This window comes from Streptomyces sp. NPDC050535, assembly GCF_044457665.1.
Lineage (GTDB): Bacteria > Actinomycetota > Actinomycetes > Streptomycetales > Streptomycetaceae > Streptomyces.
In genome coordinates this window covers 185,483-210,868 of record NZ_JBITHE010000013.1, presented here as the reverse complement: position 1 = coordinate 210,868, position 25,386 = coordinate 185,483, and the positions used below count along the sequence as shown (strand labels likewise).

Here is a 25,386-nt window from a genome sequence, read left to right as displayed (position 1 = left end):
TGAGATCTCCGAAGGGGGAGGTCGGATCGTGACGACCACCAGCTCCAAGGTTGCCATCAAGCCGCTCGAGGACCGCATTGTGGTCCAGCCGCTCGAAGCCGAGCAGACCACGGCCTCTGGCCTGGTCATCCCGGACACCGCGAAGGAGAAGCCCCAGGAGGGCGTCGTCCTTGCCGTGGGTCCGGGCCGTTTCGAGGACGGTAACCGTCTTCCGCTCGACGTCGCTGTCGGCGACATCGTGCTGTACAGCAAGTACGGCGGCACCGAGGTGAAGTACAACGGCGAGGAATACCTCGTCCTCTCGGCTCGCGACGTGCTCGCGATCATCGAGAAGTAATTCACCCCGGTTCCCAACCGGTTTTGCAGTGAACTGCGCCCCTGGCCCCCCGCGACCGCAAGTAGCCGGGCGTCGGGGGCGCCGTTCGTTCTCCCAGATTTTCCAGAGTTTCGAGAGGGCTGAATCGCTCCCATGGCGAAGATCCTGAAGTTCGACGAGGACGCCCGTCGCGCCCTCGAGCGCGGCGTCAACAAGCTTGCCGACACGGTCAAGGTGACGATCGGCCCCAAGGGCCGCAACGTTGTCATCGACAAGAAGTTCGGCGCTCCCACCATCACCAACGACGGCGTCACCATCGCCCGCGAGGTCGAGCTCGACGACCCGTACGAGAACCTCGGTGCCCAGCTGGTGAAGGAGGTGGCGACCAAGACCAACGACATCGCGGGTGACGGTACGACCACCGCCACCGTGCTCGCCCAGGCGCTCGTCCGCGAGGGTCTGAAGAACGTCGCCGCGGGTGCTTCCCCGGCGCTGCTCAAGAAGGGCATCGACGCCGCGGTCAAGGCCGTGTCCGAGGAACTCCTCGCGACCGCCCGCCCGATCGACGAGAAGTCCGACATCGCCGCCGTCGCCGGTCTGTCCGCCCAGGACAGCCAGGTCGGCGAGCTCATCGCCGAGGCGATGGACAAGGTCGGCAAGGACGGTGTCATCACCGTCGAGGAGTCCAACACCTTCGGCCTCGAGCTGGACTTCACCGAGGGCATGGCCTTCGACAAGGGCTACCTGTCGCCGTACTTCGTGACGGACCAGGAGCGCATGGAGGCCGTCCTCGAGGACCCGTACATCCTGATCCACCAGGGCAAGATCTCCTCGATCCAGGACCTGCTGCCGCTCCTTGAGAAGGTCATCCAGGCCAACGCCTCGAGGCCGCTGCTGATCATCGCCGAGGACGTCGAGGGCGAGGCCCTGTCGACCCTGGTCGTGAACAAGATCCGCGGCACCTTCAACGCCGTCGCGGTGAAGGCCCCGGGCTTCGGCGACCGCCGCAAGGCGATGCTGGGCGACCTCGCCACCCTCACCGGCGCTCAGGTCATCGCCGAGGAGGTCGGCCTCAAGATCGACCAGGTCGGTCTCGACGTGCTGGGCACCGCCCGCCGTGTCACGGTCACCAAGGACGACACCACGGTCGTCGACGGTGGCGGCGACCACGAGGCCGTCGTCGGCCGCGTCAACCAGATCAAGGCCGAGATCGAGAACACCGACTCCGACTGGGACCGCGAGAAGCTCCAGGAGCGCCTCGCGAAGCTGGCCGGCGGCGTCTGCGTGATCAAGGTCGGTGCCGCCACCGAGGTGGAGCTCAAGGAGAAGAAGCACCGTCTGGAGGACGCCATCTCCGCGACCCGCGCCGCGGTCGAGGAAGGCATCGTCTCCGGTGGTGGCTCCGCGCTCGTCCACGCCGTCAAGGTCCTCGAGGGCAACCTCGGCAAGACCGGCGACGAGGCCACGGGTGTCGCGGTCGTCCGCAAGGCCGCCGTCGAGCCGCTGCGCTGGATCGCCGAGAACGCCGGCCTGGAGGGTTACGTCATCACCTCCAAGGTCGCCGAGCTCGACAAGGGCCAGGGCTTCAACGCCGCCACCGGCGAGTACGGCGACCTGGTCAAGGCCGGCGTCATCGACCCGGTGAAGGTCACCCGCTCCGCCCTGGAGAACGCGGCCTCCATCGCCTCCCTGCTCCTCACGACCGAGACCCTGGTCGTCGAGAAGCCGGCCGAGGACGAGGCCGACGCCGGTCACGGCGGCCACGGCCACTCGCACTGAGGCACCAGCTTCCGCGGAAGCCCCCGTTCCCACCGGGAACGGGGGCTTCTCCCGTGCCGTGCCCTGTCCGGCGGGGCGCCACCGGCGCCACCGGCCCTACTGAGGCCCGTACTTCCGCCCCGTCTTCGACGTGACCCCGCCCAGCAGCGCCCGCGGTGTCACCTTCACCAGGCCCATCAGCGCCTTGTAACGCGGGTCGGGAATCGACAGGGTCCTGCCGCGGGCCAGGTCACCGAGCGCGGCGGCGACCAGCTTGTCGGCGTCCAGCCACATCCAGTTGGGGATGTTGTCCGTGCCCATGCCGGCCCGCTCGTGGAACTCGGTGCGCACGAATCCGGGGCACAGCGCCATCAGCCGTACACCGCTGCCGGCCAGATCCCGCGCCGCGCCCTGCGTGAACTGCACGACCCACGACTTGGACGCCCCGTACGTCCCGCGCGGCACGAACGCGGCCACCGACGCGACGTTGACGACCCCGCCGCGGCCGCGCTCCCGCATGGCCTCGGCCGCCGCCGAGGTCAGCCGGAGCACCGCCTCGCAGTGCACCTTGATCATCTTCAGCTCGTCGGCCATCGACACGTCGAGGTAGCGGCCCTTGTTGGCGAAGCCGGCGTTGTTGATCAGCAGGTCGACCGGGTGCTTGCGGTCGCCGAGCCGCCTGGCCACCGACTCGATGCCGTCGTCCGTCGCCAGATCCGCCGTCAGCACCTCGGCCTCGATGCCGTGCCGGTCGTGCAGCTCGGTCGCCTGCTCACCGAGCCGCTTGGTGTCGCGCGCCACCAGCACCAGGTTGTGCCCGTCAGCCGCCAGCCGCCGCGCGAAGGCGGCGCCGATACCAGCGGTCGATCCCGTAATCAGAGCCGTTGTCATGGCGCAACATTAGTGACCCGACCTGTCCCCCCGGCCGCGGGCCGCCCAACGCCCGTACCCACTCCACGAGTTCCGCGCGTCGCGGTTCGCGATACGCGCATCCCCTGCTACCGGCTGTGACGCGAGCAAGGTCCGCCCGTGCCACGGACCGTGCGCCGGGTCGCCCGAACGCTGTACGTCCAGCCTCGCCGTCACGTCCGCCCGTGGGCCGTGGCCATGTACTTCTCCGCCGTCGCCCGCAGCTCCGGATGCAGCGCCCCGCCCGCCTCCAGCAGCCGCGGCAGCAGTTCACGCGCGGTCGTGACCGCCCGGAACTGGAGGGCTACCGTGATGTCGTGGTCCGGCCTGTGCGTGATCTCGATCGGATCGCCGGAGCGGATCTCGCCCGGCTCTATCACCCGCAGATACGCGCCCGGCGCCGCCTTCTCGGTGAAGCGCCGCACCCAGCCCTTCTCGCCGAGGTGTCCCTGGAAGGTCCGGCAGGGGATGCGTCCGGAGGTGACCTCGAGGAGCACCTCGGGACCGACCCGCCAGCGCTCGCCGATCCGGGCCCCGGACACGTCGAGGCCCAGCGTCGTGAGGTTCTCGCCGAAGGAGCCGTGGGCCAGCGTCCGGCCCAGCTCGCGTTCCCAGTCGTCGAGATCCTCTCGCGCGACCGCGTACACGGCCTGGTCGTCGCCGCCGTGGTGCCGCAGGTGGCATATCGCGTCCCCGGCGAGCCCGCTCCCGGCGACCCCCTTGGGCCCGGGCGCCGCGACCCGCACCGGCCCGCGCACCGGCTGCTTGTCGATGCCGGTCAGGCCCTCGGGGTGATCCGTGTAGTCGACGGTCCGCACACGGCCCACGTTCAGCGACAGAAGCTTCATGCGAGCACGCTAAGGGATTACGGGCCAAAGTCGCGACTCAATATTCGCCTCGATCCCCAAGGCACCCTTATGCTCAGGAGGTGATCGAGGCCCGTCATCTCCGCGTCCTGCGTGCCGTCGCCGCCACCGGCTCCTTCTCGGCGGCGGGGCGTGAGCTGGGCTGCACCCAGCCCGCCGTCAGCCAGCAGATGAAGGCGCTCGAAGCGTCCGTGGGCACCCCGCTGCTGATCCGCACGGGACGCGAGATGCGCCTGACGCAGGCGGGTGAGGCACTGGTCCGCCATGCGGCCGGCATCATCGCGGGGCTGACGGCCGCCGAGGAGGAGGTCGCCGCCATCGCGGGCCTGCGCGCGGGCCGCGTCCGGCTCGTCTCCTTTCCCAGCGGCAGTTCCACACTCGTCCCCGCGGCCCTTGCCGCCCTGCGCGCCGCGCATCCCGGCACCCGGGTCTCCCTGGAGGAGGCCGAACCGCCGCGCTCGGTCGAGATGCTCCGCGAGGGCGACTGCGACATCGCACTCGCGTTCCGCTACGAGGGGGCGGCGGGCGCCGAGGAGTGGGACGACCTGGTCGTACGTCCCCTGCTGCTCGACCGGCTGGTCGGGCTCGTCCCCGAGAACCACCGTCTCGCCCGGTCCGGGTCGGTCTCGATCGGCGAACTCGCCGGGGACCCGTGGATCGCGGGCTGCCCGCGCTGCCGCCGACAACTGGTCGAGGTCTGCCGCGGCGCGGGCTTCGAGCCCCGTATCGACTTCGCCACCGACGACTACCCGGCCGTGGTGGGCCTGGTGGCCGCCGGTCTCGGGGTCGCGGTTCTTCCGGAGCTCGCGATCGAGTCCGTACGGCCCAAGGGGGCGCGCACGGTGACGGTGGAGCCCCCGGTGCGGCGGGAGATCGTCGCGCTCACGCTGCCGGATCTTGCCCAGGTGCCCGCGGTGTCGGCGACCCTGGACCGGCTGGCGCGGGCCGCGCGGCGGTAGTCCCGCGCCGGGGGCGGAAGGCGCGTGAGCGCGGAAGCGGGCACACGTGTGCGCTTGCCCAGCTTCGGGAGAAACGTTCCTTCAGTTGTTCGAGGGAGGACTGCTTCCGGTGGCCGATGCCGAGACCAGTCGGTTGCGTGCCCGTCCCATGAGCTCTTCGCGCTCGTCCTCGGTCAGTCCGCCCCAGACGCCGTACGGCTCGCGCACCGCCAGTGCGTGCGCCGCGCACTCCGCGCGTACCGGGCAGCGCATGCAGACCTCTTTGGCCGAGTTCTCGCGAGCGCTCCGTGCCGCACCGCGCTCGCCCTCCGGGTGGAAGAAGAGCGAGCTGTCGACCCCACGGCAGGCCGCGAGGAGCTGCCAGTCCCAGAGGTCCGCGTTCGGACCGGGAAGGCGGGAGAAATCTGCCATTGCGTGTCCCCTTGTTGCCGTTCTGGGCTGCTATGTGCCCAAGACCGTACATCTACGATCTAAGGAGATGAAAATATGACTCATTGCGAATCTAGCCATAGACACCAGCAAAATGGAAGAAATCGGGCTGAATGGGGCATGGGTTGTGATGAAAGGTTGTGAGTCCGCCGCGCATGTCTGCAACGTGTCCGCACCCTCACGTACAGTGCCGAAGACGATCGGCTGCCCCGTAACTCTTTCGAGTGACCATCGTTGAGAGTGCTGAGGCGGTTGAAGGAACAAGCGCTCGGGCAGACGGCAGTTTCCGTCGGCGAGTGTCGACCGCACAGGTGACGATTCGTAACAGCCTGGAGGCACAAGGTGACGCGCATCAGCTGCGGAGGACGGCCATGACATCCGTCCTTGTCTGCGACGACTCCCCGCTTGCCCGAGAGGCGCTCCGCCGTGCGGTGGCGACAGTGCCCGGCGTCGAGCGCGTGACGACGGCGGCCAACGGCGAGGAAGTACTCCGCCGCTGGGGTGCCGACCGTTCGGACCTGATTCTGATGGACGTACGCATGCCCGGTCTGGGCGGCGTCGAGACTGTTCGGCGGCTGTTGTCCGCCGACCCCGGTGCGCGCATCATCATGCTCACCGTCGCCGAGGACCTGGACGGCGTGGCGCTCGCCGTCGCCGCCGGTGCCCGCGGCTATCTGCACAAGGACGCCTCGCGTGCCGAACTGCGCGCGACCGTCACCCAGGCGCTCGCCGACCCCACCTGGCGGCTCGCCCCGCGCAGACTTCGGTCGGCCGAGATGGGCGCCGCGCCCACGCTCACCGCGCGGGAGATCCAGGTCCTCGAGGGTATGAGCCACGGCCGCTCCAACGCGGAGATCGGCCGTGAGCTGTTCCTCTCCGAGGACACCGTGAAGACGCACGCCAGGCGGCTTTTCAAGAAGCTCGGCGCCTCGGACCGCGCGCACGCCGTGGCGCTCGGTTTCCGGTGGGGCCTGGTTCGCTGAGTGAGCCGCCGTGGGGGTACGACGGCAGTAGCCCCTGCCCGCCGTGCGGCGGGCGGGGCCGGTCCCTCGGAGAGATCCTCTTCGATGCCTGATCCCCGTTTCCCGGCGGATGCCGCATGCTTGAGGTGTGGAGTTCCTCGGGGACGATTCGGTCGAGCGGAAGGGGAGGGCGCAGGAGATGAGTTCCGGCGCACCTGCTCATAACGCTTCGGTGCACAACTACGGGCACGGTGCCACGGATCGAACGACGCCGAGGCACCATGGACCGATGCGCGACGACGGGACGACGGTGATCGGTGCGCTCGTCCATCGCGCTGTCGACGGCGACGAGCAGGCCACACACGACCTGCTCGCCCATGTCCACCCCCTCGCGCTGCGCTACTGCCGCACCCGTCTGTCCCGGCTTCCGGGGGACGCGCGGCACTTCGTGGAGGACCTGGCGCAGGAGGTCTGCGTAGCGGTACTTCTCGCGCTGCCGCGCTACAAGGACACCGGGCGTCCCTTCGAGGCGTTCGTCTTCGCCATCGCCGGTCACAAGGTCGCCGACCTCCAGCGCGCCGCGATGCGCCATCCCGGCTCCACCGCGGTCCCCTCGGACGAGATGCCCGAGCGCCCCGACGACTCCCTCGGCCCCGAAGAGCGCGCCCTGCTCAGCAGCGACGCCGAATGGGCCAAGAAACTCCTGGCCAACCTCCCCGAGAACCAGCGCGAGCTGCTCCTGCTGAGGATCGCCGTCGGCCTCACGGCCGAGGAGACGGGACAGATGTTGGGAATGTCACCGGGGGCGGTGCGGGTGGCTCAGCACAGGGCGTTGAGCCGGTTGCGGGCGTTGGCGGAGCAGTAGTCGGCCCCCATTGGGGGTCGGGTTCTCCGGGTGCTTTCGCCGCGTCGGCGGTTGTCCTCCGCGGGGATGGTGATCGTCCTGCGCCGTGTGGGGATCAGTGGTCGTCCTCCGCCGCGTCGGCGGGGAGCCGGGCGGCGGACACCCGCCCGTGCCGAAGGGAACCGACCCGTGGCCGACGGGCCGGAGCCACGGAGGCCGGGCTCGGCCCAGGACCGGGCTTCAGGCGCCGCCGCTGAACGGCGACGCCACCGGACCCGTACGAAAGTGCGAAGCCCCGGGCCGATCCAGGCCATGGAATGAGAGACCCCTGCTTCCCGTTAGCATGGACATCCGCACCGATCAAGGCCATTTGGGGAAGGTGTCATGACTGCGAACGTCGACGGAGTGCCCGCTAAATTCGCGACACTCGGGCTGACCTACGACGACGTGCTGTTGCTGCCGGGTGCATCGGAAGTGCTGCCCAACGCGGTCGACACCTCGTCCCGGATCTCCCGCAACGTACGTGTGAACATCCCGCTGCTCTCGGCGGCGATGGACAAGGTGACCGAGTCGCGCATGGCGATCGCCATGGCACGGCAGGGCGGCGTCGGCGTACTGCACCGCAACCTCTCCATCGAGGACCAGGTCAACCAGGTCGACCTCGTGAAGCGCTCCGAGTCCGGCATGGTCACCGACCCGATCACGGTGCACCCGGACGCCACGCTCGGCGAGGCCGACGCGCTGTGCGCCAAGTTCCGCATCAGCGGTGTCCCCGTCACCGACGGCAACGGCAAGCTGCTCGGCATCGTCACCAACCGCGACATGGCCTTCGAGACCGACCGCTCGCGCCAGGTGCGCGAGGTCATGACGCCGATGCCCCTGGTCACCGGCAAGGTCGGCATCTCCGGCACCGACGCCATGCAGCTGCTGCGCCGCCACAAGATCGAGAAGCTTCCGCTGGTCGACGACGCGGGCATCCTCAAGGGCCTCATCACGGTCAAGGACTTCGTGAAGGCCGAGAAGTACCCGAACGCCGCCAAGGACGCCGAGGGCCGCCTGCTGGTCGGCGCCGCCGTCGGCGCCAGCCCCGAGGCGCTGGAGCGGGCCCAGGCGCTCGCCGAGGCCGGGGTGGACTTCCTGATCGTCGACACCTCGCACGGACACAACAGCAACGCCCTCAACTGGATGGCGAAGATCAAGTCGAGCGTCGGCGTCGACGTGATCGGCGGCAACGTCGCCACCCGTGACGGCGCCCAGGCCCTGATCGACGCCGGTGTCGACGGCGTCAAGGTGGGCGTGGGCCCCGGCTCGATCTGTACCACCCGGGTGGTCGCCGGCATCGGCGTCCCCCAAGTCACCGCCATCTACGAAGCCGCCCTCGCGGCGCGTGCCGCGGGTGTCCCGGTGATCGGCGACGGCGGCCTCCAGTACTCCGGCGACATCGGCAAGGCCCTCGCGGCCGGCGCCGACACCGTGATGCTCGGAAGCCTGCTCGCCGGCTGCGAGGAGTCGCCCGGCGAGCTGCTCTTCATCAACGGCAAGCAGTTCAAGTCGTACCGCGGCATGGGCTCCCTGGGCGCCATGCAGTCCCGGGGTCAGGGCCGGTCGTACTCGAAGGACCGCTACTTCCAGGCCGAGGTGTCCTCCGACGACAAGCTCGTCCCCGAGGGCATCGAGGGCCAGGTGCCCTACCGCGGCCCGCTGGGCAACGTACTGCACCAGCTCGTCGGCGGCCTGCGCCAGACGATGGGCTATGTGGGCGCCGCCAGCATCGACGAGATGGAGTCCAAGGGCCGTTTCGTCCGCATCACCTCGGCGGGCCTCAAGGAGAGCCACCCGCACGACATCCAGATGACGGTCGAGGCACCGAACTACAGCCGTATCCAGTAGGTCGTCAGCAGCAGCCGTAACCAGTAGCCGTACGGCTTGAGGGCGGTCCCGGAGGCTCCGGGGCCGCCCTCGTCGTGGGCGTCGGCGATACTGGGAGACGCAGAAGCGAAGAGGGAAAGGCCACACACGTGACTGAGATCGAGATCGGGCGCGGCAAGCGCGGCCGCCGGGCGTACGCCTTCGACGACATCGCCGTCGTCCCGAGCCGCCGTACCCGGGACCCGAAGGAGGTCTCGATCGCCTGGCAGATCGACGCCTACCGCTTCGAGCTGCCCTTCCTGGCCGCCCCGATGGACTCGGTCGTCTCCCCGGCCACCGCGATCCGCATCGGCGAGCTCGGCGGCCTGGGCGTGCTCAACCTCGAAGGGCTGTGGACGCGGTACGAGGACCCGCAGCCGTTGCTCGACGAGATCGCGGAGATGGAGTCGGACACCGCGACCCGCCGCCTCCAGGAGATCTACGCGGCTCCCATCAAGGAGGAGCTGATCGGGCAGCGCATCAAGGAGGTGCGCGACTCCGGTGTCGTCACCGCCGCGGCCCTGTCCCCGCAGCGCACGGCCCAGTTCTCCAAGGCCGTCGTGGACGCGGGTGTGGACATCTTCGTCATCCGCGGTACGACGGTGTCGGCGGAGCACGTCTCCGGTGCCTCCGAGCCGCTGAACCTGAAGCAGTTCATCTACGAGCTCGACGTCCCGGTGATCGTCGGCGGCTGTGCCACGTACACCGCGGCCCTGCACCTGATGCGCACGGGCGCGGCCGGTGTCCTCGTCGGCTTCGGCGGCGGCGCCGCCCACACCACGCGCAACGTCCTGGGCATCCAGGTCCCGATGGCCACCGCGGTCGCCGATGTCGCGGCCGCCCGCCGTGACTACATGGACGAGTCCGGCGGGCGCTATGTGCACGTCATCGCCGACGGTGGTGTCGGCTGGTCCGGCGACCTTCCCAAGGCGATCGCCTGCGGCGCCGACGCCGTGATGATGGGCTCGCCGCTGGCCCGCGCCACCGACGCGCCCGGCAAGGGCCACCACTGGGGCATGGAGGCCGTCAACGAGGAGCTGCCGCGCGGCAAGAAGGTGGACCTCGGCACGGTGGGCACCATCGAGGAGATCCTCGCGGGCCCGTCGCACATCCCGGACGGCTCCATGAACATCTTCGGCGCCCTGCGCCGCGCCATGGCCACCACCGGCTACAGCGAGCTGAAGGAGTTCCAGCGCGTCGAGGTGACGGTGGCGGACGCGCAGCACAAGCGGTAGGCAGTAGTACGTGAAGTAGTACGTGAAGGGGGCCGGTCACCTGGTGGTGACGCGGCCCCTTCGCCGTACCTGGAGCTGGTTACGCGCCGGCCTTCTTGGCGCCCGAGAACGCCGCGAAGGCGCCGACACCGAAGAACACGAAGGTCATGAAGTCGGCCGACTCCTTCCAGGCCGCGGTCACCAGGTCGAAGTGGTCGGTGAGCAGCGTGGTCGCGGAGAGGCCGGACTCGTCGGAGCCGATCATCAGGATGCCGATGATCTGGCCCACGTAGACGGCGCCGAGGGCGATGACGGCGCTCACGACCGGCAGTACCGGGTTGCTGCCGCCGATCTTGCCCGCGGCCAGTCCTATGAGGAAGCCGACGCCGACCGCCGCGTAGCCGATCTCGTACTCCGAGGCGCCGATGATGGCGCCGTAGATGCCGGCGGTCACCAGGGCGACGACGACCGCGGCCACGATGCCCAGCGCGACGTTGCCCTGGCGCGGCGCGGCCGGAGCCACGAAGCCGGGCTGTTGGCCGCCCGCGAACGGGTTGCCACCGTCGGCGCCCGCCTGCGGCTGCCCTGCGTAGGGGTTGCCACCGCCTGCCTGCGGCCGGCCCGCGAACGGGTTGCCGCCCGTGGGCTGCTGCCCGGCGTAGGGATTGCCGGGGGCCGGCTGCTGACCGGCGTACGGGTTGCCCTCGGTGGGCTGGGAAGGCGGCGTGGGCTGGCTCATGGAGATCCCCCGGAGTGTCTGACTGGTGGACGCACGGTGTGCGTGGGCCGTCGGCGCACTCGTGTGCGACAACGGCCCCGGACACTAGCAGTCACCACTGACATACGGGAGGGTTAATGTCCGGGGTCAGAGCCGGTGGGCCGCCCCGGTCGGGGTCGCTCCCCTTGTGTCCAGGAGGAGTTGGGCCTTCACGGACAGTCCCTGGAGGTCGTACGTACGGTGCTGCTGGAGCAGGATCGTGAGGTCGGCGTCGGCCGCGGCCTCGTAGAGGGAGTCGGCGCGCGGGACGGGCCGGCCCAGGACGCGCCACGCCGGTACGAGGGGGTCGTGGTAGCTGACGGACGCGCCGAGTTCCATCAGGCGCAGGGCGATCTCGTGGGCGGGGGAGCCCTGTTGGTCGGCGAGGTCCGCCTTGTAGGTGACGCCGAGGAGGAGCACGCGCGCGGCGCGGGCCGATTTGCCGTGCTCGTTGAGGAGCGTGGCGGCGCGCTGGATGACGTACTGGGGCATGTGGTTGTTGACCTGCTGGGCGAGTTCGACCATCCGCAGGGTGCGTCCGGAGGGGCCGGTCAGGTCCTGGGCGATTCCGTGGCCGCCGACTCCGGGGCCCGGCCGGAACGCCTGGAAGCCGAACGGCTTGGTCTCGGCGCAGCGGATGACGTCCCACAGGTCGACGCCCAGGTCGTGGCAGAGCACGGCCATCTCGTTGACCAGGGCGATGTTGACGTGCCGGAAGTTGGTCTCCAGGAGCTGCACGGTCTCCGCTTCGCGTGGTCCACGCGCGCGTACCACCTTGTCGGTGAGGCGTCCGTAGAAGGCGGCGGCCGACTCGGTGCAGGCGGGTGTCAGGCCGCCGATGACCTTGGGGGTGTTGGCGGGGCAGAAGTCGCGGTTGCCGGGGTCGACCCGGCTGGGTGAGTAGGCGAGATGGAAGTCGCGCCCCGCGCGCAGCCCGGAGCCCTCTTCGAGGAGCGGACGGAGGATCTCCTCGGTGGTACCGGGGCGCACGGGCGATTCGAGGATCACCGTGGTGTGCGGGCGCAGCTGTGCCGCCAGGGTGCGGGCGGCCGCCTCCAGCTGGCTCAGGTCCAGTGCGCCGTCCGCGCCGCGCGAGGTCGGGGCGCAGATGACCGCGGTGCGGACGCGTCCGAGTTCCGCGGGGTCGGTGGCCGGCCGGAAGCCCCCCGAGAGCATCCGGCGCAGTTCGGCGGGGCTCAGGGAGCCGCCTTCCGGCCCGGTCTTGTAGCCGAGAGTGGGGATGCCGGCCGCGACGGCGGCCTGGGCCAGGGGCAGGCCGAGATGACCGAGTCCGATGACGGCGAGATCTGCGGGCATGGTGTTGGCCGTCCTTCCCAGTAGCCGAAGCGGGACAGGTGCGCAAGCCCTGTGGACAAGACGGGCGAGCGCAATGTCAGACTAGGAGTAAATATGACCGATTTATGGGATTGCGTGGCTGTGTTTTCCCGGGAGTTCCCGATTGATGTCCACAGGCTGACCGGTGCGTGGTGGCCGAAGGAGGGGAAGAAGGTCAGACTCTGGGCATGGGGGATGTGAGCACGGGCCCGCCCGACGGGTGAGGCCGGCGCGACCAAGAGCGGGAGGCAGCGGTGAGAACAGCGGCACTGGGGCCGGCGGAGCGCGCCGAGTCACTGGCGGAAATGGCCGAGCGTGAACTGGATGTGCTGGTCGTGGGCGCGGGTGTGGTCGGTGCGGGCACCGCGCTGGACTCCGTGACACGTGGCCTGTCCACCGGCCTGGTCGAGGCGCGTGACTGGGCGTCGGGCACGTCGAGCAGGTCCAGCAAGCTGATCCACGGCGGCCTGCGCTATCTGGAGATGCTCGACTTCACTCTCGTGCGCGAGGCGCTGAAGGAGCGCGGACTCCTCCTCGAACGGCTCGCGCCGCACCTCGTGAAACCCGTTCCGTTCCTCTACCCGCTCCAGCACAAGGGCTGGGAGCGGCTGTACGCGGGCTCGGGCGTCGCGCTCTACGACGCCATGTCGATGACGGGCGGCCATGGCCGCGGGCTGCCCACACACCGTCACCTGACCCGCGGCGGCGCCCTGCGCATCGCCCCCGCCCTGAAGAAGGACGCGCTGACCGGCGCCCTTCAGTACTACGACGCGCAGATGGACGACGCCCGCTATGTGACGACCCTGGTGCGCACGGCGGCGGCGTACGGCGCGAAGGTCGCCAATCGCGCGCGCGTGACCGGCTTCCTGCGTGAGGGCGAACGCGTTGTCGGTGCCAGGGTGCAGGATGTCGAAGGGGGCGGGGAGTACGAGGTCCGCGCCCGGCAGGTGGTGAACGCCACGGGCGTGTGGACCGACGACACCCAGGCGCTGGTGGGGGAGCGGGGGCAGTTCCACGTACGCGCGTCCAAGGGCATCCACCTGGTCGTGCCGAAGGACCGGATCAACTCGACGTCGGGGCTGATCCTGCGCACCGAGAAGTCCGTGCTCTTCGTCATCCCGTGGGGCCGCCACTGGATCATCGGCACCACCGACACCGACTGGGACCTCGACAAGGCCCATCCGGCGGCGTCCAGCGCGGACATCGACTATCTGCTGGAGCACGTGAACTCCGTACTCTCGGTGCCGCTCACCCGCGACGACGTCCAGGGTGTGTACGCGGGGCTGCGGCCGCTGCTCGCCGGTGAGTCGGACGCCACCAGCAAGCTGTCGCGCGAGCACACCGTGGCGCATCCGGTGCCGGGGCTCGTGGTCGTGGCGGGCGGCAAGTACACGACGTACCGGGTGATGGCCAAGGACGCGGTGGACGAGGCGGTGCACGGTCTCGACCAGCGCGTCGCCGAGTGCGTCACGGAGGACGTCCCACTGCTCGGCGCCGAGGGGTACCGCGCCATGTGGAACGCGCGAGCGCGGATCGCGGCGCGCACGGGACTCCATGTGGTGCGCGTGGAGCACCTGTTGAACCGGTACGGCGTGCTCGCCGAGGAAGTGCTCGACCTCATCGCCGGCAATCCCTCTCTGGGCGAGCCCCTGCCGGCCGCCGACGACTATCTGCGGGCCGAGATCGTCTACGCCGCCTCGCACGAGGGCGCCCGGCACCTGGACGACGTGCTGACCCGGCGCACCCGCATCTCGATCGAGACCTTCGACCGCGGAACGCGCAGCGCGCGGGAGGCGGCGGAGCTCATGGCGCCGGTGCTCGGCTGGGACAAGGACCAGATCGAACGGGAAGTGGAGCACTACGAGAAGCGGGTCGAGGCCGAGCGGGAGTCGCAGCGGCAGCCGGACGACCTGACGGCGGACGCGGCGCGGCTGGGGGCGCCGGACATCGTGCCGCTGTAGTTCGGCCGCTGTGGCTGGGCCGCTGTAGCTCGGGTGCTGTAGCCCGGTGGTTGTGGGGCCCTGCTGTGACTCGCCCGCCGTGGTCCGTCTCGGGTCGCGGGATCACTCGAACGAGTGTCGTGAGCTGGGATCTTTGTGCGGAACGCGGCCGTTCTACTCGGTGCGGGGGCAGAACTCGGCGGCGAGCAGGGCCGGTTCGAGGTCAGGGTCTGCGATCCCGTCCGTGTTCACCCGGAAGGTGAGGACACGGCGACCGTCGACGGTGGCCGCGGTGCGCACGTAGCTGCCGGATATGCGGCCGTTGTGCCCCCACACCGTGGTGCCGCACGGCAGCTTCACGGGGTAGAGACCCATGCCGTACGAGCCGTGTGCGGTGCGGGTGTCGAGCATCTCCCGCAGGTGGCCGGGCGGGAGCAGCTCGCCGGCGAGGAGGGCCGCGTAGAAGCGGTCCAGGTCGGTGAGCGTGGTCACCAGCTCGCCCGCCGCGCCGGCCACGCGGGGGTCGAGCTCGGTGACGTCGGAGCCGTCGGTGGCGTAGGCGCGGCCGTGCGGTGCGGGGAGAGCGGTGCGGGCGCCCGGGAAGGAGGTGCCGGTCAGGCGGAGAGGGGTGAGGATGCGGCGCTCGGCCTCGGTGGCGTACGAGTTGCCGGTGACCTGTTCGATGATCATGCCGAGCAGGACGTAGTTGGTGTTCGAGTAGGCGTACTGGCCGGGGACGGCGGCCGGGGGGTGGGTGAGCGCGATGTGTACGGCCTGAAGCGGAGTGACGGGGACGGTGCCCGAGGTGTCGGCGGTGAAGTCGTACAGACCGCTGGTGTGGGTGAGCAGGGCGCGCAGGGTCAGGCCGGCGCCGTCGTTGCCCGCGCCGCTCACCAGGCCCGGAAGGTGCGCGTCCACGGTGTCCGACAGGGACAGCCGGTGTTCGGCGGCCAGTTGCAGCACCACGGTCGCGATGAACGTCTTGGTGACGCTGCCCGCACGGAAGTGGTCGGAGCGGCCGATCCCGTGACCGGCGTCGGCGAAGCGTGAGCCGGAGTCGTCCTGGGCCAGCAGGGCAGCCGCGGGAGCCTTTCCACGGGCGACGAGGAGAGCGAGGGCGGCATCCGTGGCCCGCGCGGCGGGGTTTGACCCGCCCGGTGCTGGGGACGCAAAGGCTCTGGAGTCGGTCGTGGACGCGGATACGAGGGTGTGCGCGTCGGTTGGGGCCAAGGCTGACAAGCCGGTCGGGACCAGGCCGAGGAGCGCCAGGGAGGCGGGTATGGCCAGGAGTGTCCGAGGTGTCCGGCGGGGCGGCATCGGCGGTCCTTCCTTGTTGAGGGCCATGATGCGCGACGGCGTGGCACGGGACGCCGGGCGGTCCCTCCTTTAGGGGCCCCACGGCGTTGGCCACTTGTCGGGTGAGGGACAATGAAGGCTCTGTCAGGGCGGGTTGTTTGAGGGGACGCATGTCGGAGGCGGAGCGGGCGGGAGCATCCCGTCAAAAGAGCGAGCGTCTCCTCGCCGGGCGATACCGGTTGGGGGATGTTCTCGGCCGCGGTGGCATGGGCACGGTGTGGCGGGCCGAGGACGAGACCCTGGGCCGCACGGTCGCCGTCAAGGAGCTGCGGTTCCCGTCGAGCATCGACGAGGACGAGAAGCGGCGACTGATCACGCGCACGCTGCGTGAGGCCAAGGCGATCGCGCGGATCCGGAACAACAGCGCGGTGACGGTCTTCGACGTGGTCGACGAGGACAACCGGCCGTGGATCGTGATGGAGCTCGTCGAGGGCAAGTCGCTCGCCGAGGTCATCCGCGAGGACGGTGTGCTCACGCCGAAGCGGGCCGCCGAAGTCGGTCTCGCGATACTCGACGTGCTGCGTTCGGCGCACCGGGAGGGCATCCTTCACCGGGACGTGAAGCCGTCGAACGTGCTGATCGCCGACGACGGCCGGGTCGTGCTGACCGACTTCGGGATCGCGCAGGTCGAGGGCGATCCGTCCGTCACATCCACGGGCATGCTGGTCGGCGCGCCGTCGTACATCTCGCCGGAGCGGGCGCGCGGTCACAAGCCCGGGCCTGCCGCCGACCTGTGGTCGCTGGGCGGTCTGCTGTACGCGTCGGTGGAGGGTGTGCCGCCGTACGACAAGGGTTCCGCGATCGCGACGCTCACCGCGGTGATGACCGAGCCGGTGGAGCAGCCGAAGAACGCGGGCCCGCTGGAGAACGTGATCTACGGCCTGCTCGCCAAGGACCCCGAGCAGCGGCTCGACGTCGCGGGCGCGCGGGCGATGCTCACCAAGGTGCTGCACGCGCCCGAGGCCAAGGCGGTTGTGCCGGAGCAGTTGGACGCCACGAAGGTGGTGGCGATGCCGCCGTTGCCGGACGAGGGTCCGGGCAAGGGGAGTTCGGGGTCGGGTGACTCGGGCGATGCCGAGGCCGAGTCGGGCGATGCCGGGACCAAGCGGACCGAGGAACCCGGGGAGCGGTTGCGCGGGGCTATGCGTTCCGTGCGGAAGGCGGCCTCCGTGGCCGGGGCGGCCACGGCCGCGGCCGGCGCGGCGGCGGCGGCGCGGGCCAAGTCCGGGGGCGAAGGGGCGGCCGCGGGTTCGGGTACGGGTTCGGCTTCCGGTAAGGCTTCGTCGACGGGTTCGGGTTCGGACGGGGCTACGCGTGTGTCGCCCGCCGCGAGCGCGGCTGGTTCCCCGTCCGCTTCTCCGGATGTGTCGGGCAAGGGCGGTGCGGTTGTCGGTGCCGGTGCCGCTGCTGTCACTTCTGTCTCTCCGTCTGTGTCGGCTGATACGTCTGGCGGGTCTGATTCCGGGTCTGATTCTGGATCTGCCGGAAAGGCTTCCGGGTGGCCTGTGGCTCCGGAGCGGCCACCGCGGCCGGTGCCTCGGGCGCCGTTGACGGATGTGGTGCCGCGACGGACCTTGGTGATCATCGCGGTGGTCGTCGCGCTGGCGGTGATCGCGACCGTGCTGGCCCTGACCCTCGGGGGTGACGACAGCTCGGACGACTCCAAGAGCGGTGACAGCAAGTCCACGTCCGGCGGGGCGACCGCCGGAAATGGCGGCGAGAAGAGCAGCGACACCCGCACGGACAGCGGCGACGAGGCGGACGACTCCGCCACCGGTTCGTCCGGCGAGGCGGGCAGTTCGCCCAGTAACAGTTCCAGCGCCGAGGCCGGTGCGTCGAGCGGATCGGACAGCGACGACAAGGAGTCGGACTCCGACTCCGCGGGCGGAACGACGTACAACGGCACTCAGGGCTTCTCGATAGTGCTTCCGGACGGATGGAAGTACGCGTCCACGGACGCCGCGGGTGTCCGGGCCACCGGCCCCAACGGGCAGAAACTGCTGATCGCCTGGACCACCACGCCCAAGGACGACCCGGTGGCGGACTGGGAGAACCAGGAGCGGGGTATGACCCGCTCGAAGTACCAGCGGGTGCGAATAGAGTCGGTGGACTACCGCGGCTGGAACACGGCCGACTGGGAGTTCACCTATGAGGACGGCGGCACGAAGTACCGCTCGATAGACCGCGGGTTCGTCGTCAGCCCGCAACAGGGGTACGCGTTGATGTATACGGCGAAGGCGGCCGACTGGGACAGCGAGTTGCGCAAGGACACGTGGAAGAGACTGACCGAGACGTTCCAGCCGAAGTCGTGACGTACCGCTCGCCGAGGTGACGTTCCGCCATACGTGAGCACCCTGAGATATCGCATCCCTACTTTGCGAGTTGCCTCCGGCACGTATCGTGAGTGGTTGCGGACCGTACGAAGCCGTAACGGGGCGCAAGGCGAACGGAATTGACCAACCGGGCGGCTGGGGGAGGCACTGTGGAGGAGTACGCGGGACGAGTTCTCGCCGACCGCTACCGCTTGCCGCTGCCGCCGTCCGACGAGTACGAACTCGCCGAGAGCCGGGCGTGGGACACCTACAGCGGGCAGGAAGTCCTGGTCCGGCAGGTGCCGTTGCCGGAGGTCGTCGAGGCCGAGGTGCTCGACGCGGACGGGTTGCCCGAGGGGTTCGTGGCGCGGGACGGCGGGGTGCGCCGGGCGTCCGCGCGCACCACGCGCCGGCCCACCGAACCGGCCGTGCGGCGGGCGATCGAGGCCGCGCAGGCCGCCGCCCAGATCCCTGACCATCCCCGGCTTGACCAGGTCTTCGACGTGTTCGCCGAAGGCGGGTCACTGTGGGTGGTCAGCGAGTTGGTGGCGGCGAGGCCGCTGGCCGCGTTGCTCGCCGACAAGCCGCTCAGCCCGTATCGCGCGGCTGAGGTGGCCGCCGATGTCCTCACCGCGCTCCGGGTGCTGCACGCGCACGGCTGGGTGCACCGGAACATCACCGTGCGCACGGTGCTCGTCTGCGACGACGGCCGCGTGATGCTGACCGGCCTGGCGGCCGGGGCCGCGGAAGAGGCACTGTGCGGGTACGACCCGGTGCCGGTGCCCGACTCCGAGGGTGATGCGGGAGCCGGTGGGCCTGGTGGACCGGGCGTGGTCGGCCCCGGTGGCGCCGGGGCTGGGCGTTCGGGCGCTGCCGATGGGCCGTCCGCGGCGCCGGGTGCCGGGGCCGGTGGTGTGGTCGGCGTCGCGACGGGCGGCGATGCCGACGCCGCGCGGCGGGCCGCGATCGAGGCTCGGGCGAAGCGTGGGGGGCCCCTCGTGGAGGGGGCGCCCGGTGGTCGCGAGAACACGGGTCCGCGTGCGCTTGAAGCGCGCGGAGCCGGAGGATCTGACGCAGCGCCGAGCGCTCCGGGCCCGGGCGGCGACATTCGTGCGGCGCGGGCCGGGGCCATCGCCGCGTACCGTGCCGGAGCGCGCGCCGCTGCCCGGGTGCACGAGGGGCAACGGGGCGGCCCGGCCGCGCTGCCCGCGCCCCGGCCCGCACCGCAGGGCGATGCGTCGACGACTCAGGACCAGGGCCATGCTGAGGGCCAGGCACAGCTCAACGCCCAGACTCAAACTCCGATTCAGTCTCTGGGCCAGGCGCAGATCCAGGCCCAGACTCAAGTCCAGCCTCAGGCTCTTGGGCCGGGCGTGACGCCGATCCCCGGGCATGAGGTCGCCGGGTACGGCGGGTATCCGCAGACTTCGGGGCACGGCGGGCCGGCTCAGGGCCAGACTCAGGCCCAGGGCCAGCCCCAGGCCGCCTACGGGGCCGGTCCTGGGCAGGTCCCGGCTCAAGGGCTCGGCCACGGGCAGGGTTCGGCTCAGGGGTTCGGTCCTGCGCAGGGTGCGGGTCACGGGGTCGGCTACGGGCAGGTTCCGGCTCAGGGGCTCGGCCAGGGTCCGGCGCAGGGGCTAGGTCCTGTGCAAGGTCCGGGTTCAGGGGTTGGCCACGGGCCGGGTTCGGCGCAGGGGCTCGGCCACGGTCAAGATCCGGCGCAAGGGCCGGGCCACGGACAGGTTCCGGCTCAGGGGCTCGGCCAGGGTCCGGTGCAGGGGCTAGGTCCTGCTCAAGGTCCGGGTTCAGGGGTTGCCCACGGGCAGGGCTCGGCTGCGGGGCTTGGTCCTGCGCAAGGGCCGGGTCAGGGGCCTGGTCCCGCGCAAGGACCGGCTCAAGGGCTTGGGCCCGCGCAGGTTGCCGGGCATCGTCAGGCTCAGGTTTCGGCTCCGTATCAGGTGCCCGGTCACGGGGTGGAGAACCGTTCAAACCCCGCGCCCCCCGGCCAGATCGCCGACCCCTACGGTGTGGGCCGTACGAATGCCTGGCACGGCGCCCAGCCGCGCGCCGGGGCCCAGCCGGCGCCCGGAACGGGAACCGGCGTCGGCGGTGGCAGCGCCGGTGAAGGGCGCGCCGCGCTCCCGGGTGCCGCATCTCCGGGTGCCGCACTCCCCGGTGTCGCGAACCGCGGGACCGCTCCGTGGAGTGGGACTCCAGCGGGCACGTACGCGGGGGGCGGCACGTCCGTCGGTGCGCTCCCGGCCGGCGGCGGCGTCGGCAGCGCGCCCCCGGCGAGCGGTGACCCCATGCCGGTCCCCGGTGAGCACCCCACGGCCGCCATACCCGTCGGCAACACCCAGACCCAGGGCACCCGTTGGGACCAGATCGCGGCCGGTGCGCCCCCACGCCGGGGACCCGCCACCGCGCTCGCCGCGGAACGCGCCCGGCAGGCCCGGATGGCCGTGGTCGGTCCGGTGACCGAGCGCTGGGCGCCCGAGCAGGCCGGACCGGTGCACGAGAACTGGCAGTTGGCGGCGCCGATCGGGCCCGCGACCGACCTGTGGGCGCTGGGCGCGCTGCTCTTCCGCGCCGTTCAGGGGCACGCGCCCTACCCGGAGGAGAACACCGCCGAGCTGGTGCAGCTCGTATGCGCGGAGCCGCCCGCGTTCGCGGAGGAGTGCGGCCCACTCAGGCCCGTCGTGGAGTCGCTGCTGCGCCAGGACCCCACCGAACGGCTCGACTTCGAGGAACTGCGCGGCTGGCTGCGGTCCTTGGTGCGGTCGGCGCCGGAGGCCGAGGCAGGCGCCCATGTCGTCGCCGCACCCCCGGTCAACCCCAGTCGACTGCCGATCGTACGGCGCCGGGGCGAGCTCGTCCGCAGGCGCCGCGCCGGGCTGCCGGCGACCAGCCCGCACGCCCGCCACAAGCGGGCCAGACAGAACAAGCAGGTCAAGCCCCGAAGGCTCGGGCGGAACCTGGTCCTGCTGGTGCTGCTCCTGCTGGCCGCGGGAATCACGTACGCCATGGTGTTCATGCCGAAGGCGAAGCCGGAGAGCGGCACGGACGGCGAGCGGACCGGTTCCGCCGGAGATGTCAGCCCCGCTCCCGACCCCGGCGCGGGCGGGAGCGCGAGCAGCGAGCCCCGCCCCGATCAGACCTCTCCGGGCGGAGACAAGAGCCCCTCGGCATCGGCGAGTTCGACATCCCCAGGGGCCAACGACCCCGAAGTCGCCCAGGGTTTCACGCTGCGGGATGACGCCGAGGGCTTCCAGGTGGCCGTGGCCAACGGCTGGGACCGCGCGGCGAAGAACGGCAGCGGTCAAGTGGTCTACTCCCACGCGGACTTCGAGCTCATCCTCGTACCGGGCCGGGACAGCACGAGCACGTACGGCAGTGATCCGATGACGTACCAGCGGGAGAGGGAGGCCGAGTTGCAGCCGTTCCGCGACTCGACCTGGGCCACGTCCAGCGGGATGCGGCGGATCGACGTGGGCGGACGGGTCATGGCCGAGGGGCAGTTCACCTGGACCGACGGGGAGGGGCACGAGCTCTATGTGCGCAATCTCGCGATCATCATCGACGGGCGATACCACGTGGTGCAGCTCCGCGGCCCGGAGGCCGAACGGGACGAGGTGACGCGGCTGTATGAGCAGGCATCCGGGACTTACCAGGTCACGGGGTGACACTGTCACCCTCGTGCGAAAGGGATAACCGTCACAGTGCGGTTTCCGTACGGCCGAGCCGGTTCCCTGTGCGGGGGGCCGCTCTTTAGTCTGGCCCTGTCAAGACCATTGCGGGGAAACGTGAATCAGATGCAGGGCCTGCTCCTCGCGGGCCGCTACCGGCTTGTCGAATCCATCGGCAGCGGTGGGATGGGCCGGGTATGGCGTGCGCACGACGAGGTGCTGCACCGCGCGGTGGCGATCAAGGAGTTGACCGCCGCGCTCTATGTGGCCGAGAGCGAGCTGGCCACACTGCTCGCGCGGACGCATGCCGAGGCGCGGGCGGCCGCGCGGATCAACCACTCGGCGGTCGTCACCGTCCATGACGTCCTGGAGTACGACTACCGGCCGTGGATCGTCATGGAGTTGGTCGACGGCAAGTCGCTCGCCGACGAGATCAGGGACCGGGGACGCGTCGACCCGGCCGAGGCGGCGCGGATCGGGCTGTGGGTGCTGCGCGGACTGCGCGCCGCGCATACCGCCGGTGTGCTGCACCGCGATGTGAAGCCCGGGAACGTCCTCATCTCCAACGACCGGCGCGTACTGCTCACCGACTTCGGGATCGCGCAGGTCGAGGGTGCTACGACCATCACGCGCACCGGCGAGATCGTCGGCTCGGTCGACTATCTGGCCCCCGAGCGGGTGCGGGGCCACGAACCCGGTCCGGCCTCCGACCTGTGGGCGCTGGGCGCGACGCTCTACACGGCGGTGGAGGGCAAGTCGCCGTTCCGCCGCACGACGCCGCTGACCACCATGCAGGCCGTCGTGCGGGAGGAGCCCGAGCCGTCCCGGTACGCCGGTGCGCTCGGGCCCGTCCTCACCGCCCTGCTGCGCAAGGATCCCGCCCTGCGGCCCGACGCGACGGAGGCCGAGCAGATGCTCGCCGAGGCCGCGGAGGGGCGACGGCCGAGTGCCGCACAGGCGTATGTGCCGACTCAGCATGTGCCCGGCGAGACGGATCATTCCTCGCGAAATGACTTTGGCGACCTCGGGGACTTCGGGGACCTCGGTAGCAGTGGGGGCAGTGGGGGCGCCGGGGTTCATGGTGGCGATGGGGGCCACGGTGGCGGCGGGGCCCAGGGTGGTGGCGGGGCCGCGGGTACCGGTGGGGTGTCCCCAGGCGTCTTTCCACCCCATGTTCCGGCAGCCCACGCCTCGGGAGGTCACGCTGTTCCAGTGGCCCACGCGCCGGCGGGCCACGTTTCGGGTGCGCACGACTCGGCCGCCTACGCTTCGGGATCCCAGGGCACGGGTGGTCCCCAGTACGTGGTCCATCCGCCGCCCGTGCCCGTTCCGGCGACCCCCGGGAAGCGGCGCCGGGGCCGCACCATCGCCCTCGTCGTCGTACTGGCCGCGCTGGTCGGCGGCGGCGGTGCCGTGGCTCTGAGGTACGCAGACGGCTGGGGTACGGGCTCGGGCGCCGTCACCAGTTCCGAGGAGCCGGACGACAAGGGGCAGTCGGACGCTCCCACCAGCCCGCAGCCGAGTGCCAGTGCGAGCAGCCAGCAGTCGGCCGGTGCCGTGCCCGACAACTGGGTGCGTGTCGAGGACGCCGAGGGCTTCAGCCTCGCCCTCCCCAAGGACTGGAAGCGGCAGGCCAACGGCAGCCAGATCGACTACACGCCCGATGACGGCGATCACTTCGTACGCATAGCCGTGGACGACTCACCGGACTTCGACAACCCGTACATGCACCAGCTCGACCTGGAGCAGCAGTTGACGAAGCTGGTCGACTACCACCGGGTGAGTCTGGAGGCCAACAGCTTCCGCGACTGCGACGGCGCGCTGTGGGACTTCACCTGGACCGCGCTGGCGCAGCAGACGGAGTTCCCGGGGCCGCGCCGCGCCATCGAGCAGACGTATCTCGCGCGTGACGGCATCGAGTACACGATCTACATGTCCGCGCCGGCGGCGGACTGGGACACCGCGCGCGAGCAGTTCGACGCGATCCTGAGGAGCTGGCGCCCCAAAGCCGGCTAGCGGCGCGGCGCAGGTACCCGCGGTGCAGGTACCCGCGGTGCCGGACTTCGGCTCCGGACTTCGGCTTCGGGGTAGCACGGCCGGATAACAGCCCCGGCAGGTCGCTGTCCCGGAGCGCCGGGCTCCGTTGCGGCATGATGGGACGCATGGGGACCGAGGGGGACAACGCCCGGGTGATCGCCGGCCGGTACCGGCTGGAGGCCAGGATCGGGCGGGGCGGCATGGGCATCGTGTGGCGCGCGAACGACCAACTGCTCGGCCGCCAGGTCGCGGTCAAGGAGATCGCCCTCGACACCACACTCTCCGCCGAGGAGGCGCGCCAGCAGCGCGACCGCACCCTGCACGAGGCCCGCGCCGTCGCGCAGTTGCGGCACCCGCACATCATCGTCGTGCACGACGTGGTCGAGGACGACGAACGTCCGTACATCGTCATGGAGTTGATCGAGGGCGGGTCGCTCGCCGAGCGGATCTCCGAGCACGGTCCCGTCGACGCGCGCGAGGCCGCCCGTATCGGCATCGGCCTCCTCGGCGCGCTGCGCCGCGCGCACGACGCCGGTGTCCTGCACCGGGACCTCAAGCCCGCGAACGTGCTGATCGCCGACGACGGCCGGGTCGTCCTCACCGACTTCGGTATCGCCCAGGTCGCGGGCGCGACGACGCTCACCGAGACCGGGGCGTTCGTTGGTTCGCCGGAGTACACCGCGCCCGAGCGGATGGCCGGGATGAGTACGGGTCCGGAGTCCGACCTGTGGTCGCTCGGCGTGCTGCTGTGCACCGTCCTGAGCGGCGAATCGCCTTTCCGCCGCGACTCGTTGAGCGGCATCCTGCACGCGGTCGTGGTCGGTGAGATCCGGCCGCCGGCCCAGGCCGCGCCGCTGCTTCCCGTCGTGCGGGGGCTGTTGGAGCGCGATCCCGAGCGTCGGCTCGACGCGGCGCAGGCCGAGCGGATGCTGAGCGCTTTCCTCGACACGGGCCGTACGCCGCGGCTCGCGGGCGGGTACACGCCCACGCAGCGGGACGTACCGGTGTCGAGGCCCGCGTCTGCCCCGCCGGCTTCGCCTCCCGCGCCGCCGCGCTCCACGCGGAGCATCCTCGTCGCCGCGGCGCTGGTCGCGGCGATGGCCGGGGCGGGGGTCTCGGCGGCGGCGCTGCTGATGAACGAGGGCAGGGGCGGGGGCGGCGGCACACCGGCTCCGTCGAGTACGTCGAGCGTGTCGAACACGGCGAGTTCGGCGGGCACGGGCAGTTCGGCGAGTACGGGCAGCCCGGCAGGTACGTCGAAGACCGGGGCGCCAGGGACGTCCGCGAGCGCGTCGGCATCCGACTCGCCCGCGAGCCCCGTCGTCCGCAAGGTGCCCGCGGGGTACCGCATCGCACCGGATCCGAACGGGTTCTCGCTCGGCGTGCCCGACGACTTCACCCGGGAGCCCCAGGGGGAGCGGGTCTTCTACATGTCGCCGGGGCAGACCTTCCGTCTCGGCATCAAAGTGGCCAAACCCGAACCGGGCGGCCCGCTCGCGGTGATGAGCCGTGCGGACGCCAAGGGGCCTGCCACGAACCCGGGTTACCGCGATGCCGTCGTCGCTCCCGCCGCGCACGGCGGAAGGCCCGCCGCTTTCTGGGAGTTCAGCTGGAACGGCTTCACCGGGACGGAGGGCGTGCGGCACACGTACGACCTGTGCTGGGAGGAGGGCGGCCGGATGTACGACGTATGGGTGTCGGCGCCGGTCGGCAGGGCGACGGAGGCGAAGGAGTACCTCGACATGGCGGTGGACACGTTCGTCGTGTCGTAGGCGTCGTAGGCGTCGTAGGCGTCGTA

19 protein-coding genes are annotated in these 25,386 nt (G+C 70.8%); 12 read left to right on the top strand and 7 right to left on the bottom strand.

Features of this window, described 5'->3' with window-relative positions:
* The first annotated feature begins 28 nt into the window (after positions 1 to 28).
* Together groES and groL are read left to right on the top strand one after the other, a co-directional pair.
* A complete protein-coding gene (groES, locus tag ACIBLC_RS27410) occupies positions 29 to 337 on the top strand; it encodes a co-chaperone GroES (protein WP_266455850.1) in 309 nt (102 codons plus the stop codon).
* A 132-nt stretch (positions 338 to 469) separates the two neighbouring features.
* The gene (gene groL, locus ACIBLC_RS27405) at positions 470 to 2,095 is read left to right on the top strand and encodes a chaperonin GroEL (protein WP_399213870.1); all 1,626 of its coding nucleotides are present in this window, start codon (positions 470 to 472) and stop codon (positions 2,093 to 2,095) included.
* Between the two features lie 96 nt (positions 2,096 to 2,191).
* Here the strand turns inward: groL and ACIBLC_RS27400 are convergent, their stop codons facing one another.
* Both ACIBLC_RS27400 and ACIBLC_RS27395 read right to left on the bottom strand, forming a co-directional pair.
* Positions 2,192 to 2,965, bottom strand: a complete 774-nt coding sequence (locus ACIBLC_RS27400; RefSeq protein WP_399213869.1) for an SDR family NAD(P)-dependent oxidoreductase — start codon at positions 2,963 to 2,965, stop codon at positions 2,192 to 2,194.
* A 191-nt stretch (positions 2,966 to 3,156) separates the two neighbouring features.
* Positions 3,157 to 3,831: an MOSC domain-containing protein gene (locus tag ACIBLC_RS27395; RefSeq protein ID WP_399213868.1), complete on the bottom strand. Its 675-nt coding sequence runs from the start codon at positions 3,829 to 3,831 to the stop codon at positions 3,157 to 3,159.
* Between the two features lie 80 nt (positions 3,832 to 3,911).
* Here ACIBLC_RS27395 and ACIBLC_RS27390 point away from each other — a divergent pair, with 80 nt between their 5' ends.
* Positions 3,912 to 4,808 carry a LysR family transcriptional regulator gene (locus ACIBLC_RS27390; protein WP_399213867.1) on the top strand — a complete coding sequence of 299 codons (897 nt, stop codon included), beginning with the start codon at positions 3,912 to 3,914 and terminating at the stop codon, positions 4,806 to 4,808.
* 81 nt (positions 4,809 to 4,889) lie between these two features.
* On the opposite strand, the gene ACIBLC_RS27385 is transcribed toward ACIBLC_RS27390, so the two are convergent.
* The gene (locus tag ACIBLC_RS27385) at positions 4,890 to 5,219 is read right to left on the bottom strand and encodes a WhiB family transcriptional regulator (RefSeq protein WP_365436969.1); all 330 of its coding nucleotides are present in this window, start codon (positions 5,217 to 5,219) and stop codon (positions 4,890 to 4,892) included.
* 389 nt (positions 5,220 to 5,608) lie between these two features.
* On the opposite strand from ACIBLC_RS27385, the gene ACIBLC_RS27380 reads away from it, so the two are divergent.
* The 3 genes from ACIBLC_RS27380 (at position 5,609) to guaB (ending at position 8,933) form a co-directional block, all read left to right on the top strand.
* Positions 5,609 to 6,220 carry a response regulator transcription factor gene (locus ACIBLC_RS27380; protein WP_003948568.1) on the top strand — a complete coding sequence of 204 codons (612 nt, stop codon included), beginning with the start codon at positions 5,609 to 5,611 and terminating at the stop codon, positions 6,218 to 6,220.
* 268 nt (positions 6,221 to 6,488) lie between these two features.
* Positions 6,489 to 7,064, top strand: a complete 576-nt coding sequence (locus tag ACIBLC_RS27375; RefSeq protein WP_399213865.1) for a sigma-70 family RNA polymerase sigma factor — start codon at positions 6,489 to 6,491, stop codon at positions 7,062 to 7,064.
* A 363-nt stretch (positions 7,065 to 7,427) separates the two neighbouring features.
* Positions 7,428 to 8,933 (top strand): IMP dehydrogenase, encoded by a 1,506-nt coding sequence (gene guaB, locus ACIBLC_RS27370; RefSeq protein ID WP_399213863.1) that lies wholly within the window; start codon positions 7,428 to 7,430, stop codon positions 8,931 to 8,933.
* On the opposite strand, the gene ACIBLC_RS27365 is transcribed toward guaB, so the two are convergent.
* Positions 8,915 to 9,061, bottom strand: coding sequence for a hypothetical protein (locus ACIBLC_RS27365; RefSeq protein WP_399213862.1), 147 nt, complete (start codon positions 9,059 to 9,061; stop codon positions 8,915 to 8,917). The two genes, guaB and ACIBLC_RS27365, sit on opposite strands and share 19 nt — an antisense overlap.
* Here ACIBLC_RS27365 and ACIBLC_RS27360 point away from each other — a divergent pair, their 5' ends adjacent.
* Positions 9,062 to 10,186 carry a GuaB3 family IMP dehydrogenase-related protein gene (locus tag ACIBLC_RS27360; protein ID WP_399213861.1) on the top strand — a complete coding sequence of 375 codons (1,125 nt, stop codon included), beginning with the start codon at positions 9,062 to 9,064 and terminating at the stop codon, positions 10,184 to 10,186.
* 79 nt (positions 10,187 to 10,265) lie between these two features.
* On the opposite strand, the gene ACIBLC_RS27355 is transcribed toward ACIBLC_RS27360, so the two are convergent.
* Together ACIBLC_RS27355 and ACIBLC_RS27350 are read right to left on the bottom strand one after the other, a co-directional pair.
* A complete protein-coding gene (locus ACIBLC_RS27355) occupies positions 10,266 to 10,904 on the bottom strand; it encodes a hypothetical protein (protein ID WP_399213860.1) in 639 nt (212 codons plus the stop codon).
* Positions 10,905 to 11,030: 126 nt separating this feature from the next.
* Positions 11,031 to 12,239 carry a nucleotide sugar dehydrogenase gene (locus tag ACIBLC_RS27350; protein ID WP_399213859.1) on the bottom strand — a complete coding sequence of 403 codons (1,209 nt, stop codon included), beginning with the start codon at positions 12,237 to 12,239 and terminating at the stop codon, positions 11,031 to 11,033.
* A gap of 272 nt (positions 12,240 to 12,511) precedes the next feature.
* On the opposite strand from ACIBLC_RS27350, the gene ACIBLC_RS27345 reads away from it, so the two are divergent.
* A complete protein-coding gene (locus ACIBLC_RS27345) occupies positions 12,512 to 14,218 on the top strand; it encodes a glycerol-3-phosphate dehydrogenase/oxidase (RefSeq protein ID WP_399213858.1) in 1,707 nt (568 codons plus the stop codon).
* 153 nt (positions 14,219 to 14,371) lie between these two features.
* Here ACIBLC_RS27345 and ACIBLC_RS27340 read toward each other — a convergent pair whose 3' ends face one another.
* Positions 14,372 to 15,514: a serine hydrolase domain-containing protein gene (locus tag ACIBLC_RS27340; protein WP_399213923.1), complete on the bottom strand. Its 1,143-nt coding sequence runs from the start codon at positions 15,512 to 15,514 to the stop codon at positions 14,372 to 14,374.
* A 149-nt stretch (positions 15,515 to 15,663) separates the two neighbouring features.
* Here ACIBLC_RS27340 and ACIBLC_RS27335 point away from each other — a divergent pair, with 149 nt between their 5' ends.
* From ACIBLC_RS27335 to ACIBLC_RS27320, 4 genes are all read left to right on the top strand, one after another.
* Positions 15,664 to 17,865, top strand: a complete 2,202-nt coding sequence (locus ACIBLC_RS27335) for a protein kinase (protein ID WP_399213857.1) — start codon at positions 15,664 to 15,666, stop codon at positions 17,863 to 17,865.
* A 170-nt stretch (positions 17,866 to 18,035) separates the two neighbouring features.
* On the top strand, positions 18,036 to 21,548 hold the full coding sequence (locus tag ACIBLC_RS27330; RefSeq protein WP_399213856.1) for a protein kinase: 3,513 nt from the start codon (positions 18,036 to 18,038) through the stop codon (positions 21,546 to 21,548).
* A 129-nt stretch (positions 21,549 to 21,677) separates the two neighbouring features.
* Positions 21,678 to 23,567: a serine/threonine-protein kinase gene (locus ACIBLC_RS27325; RefSeq protein WP_399213922.1), complete on the top strand. Its 1,890-nt coding sequence runs from the start codon at positions 21,678 to 21,680 to the stop codon at positions 23,565 to 23,567.
* A gap of 146 nt (positions 23,568 to 23,713) precedes the next feature.
* A complete protein-coding gene (locus ACIBLC_RS27320) occupies positions 23,714 to 25,360 on the top strand; it encodes a serine/threonine-protein kinase (protein WP_399213855.1) in 1,647 nt (548 codons plus the stop codon).
* Positions 25,361 to 25,386 lie beyond the last annotated feature (26 nt).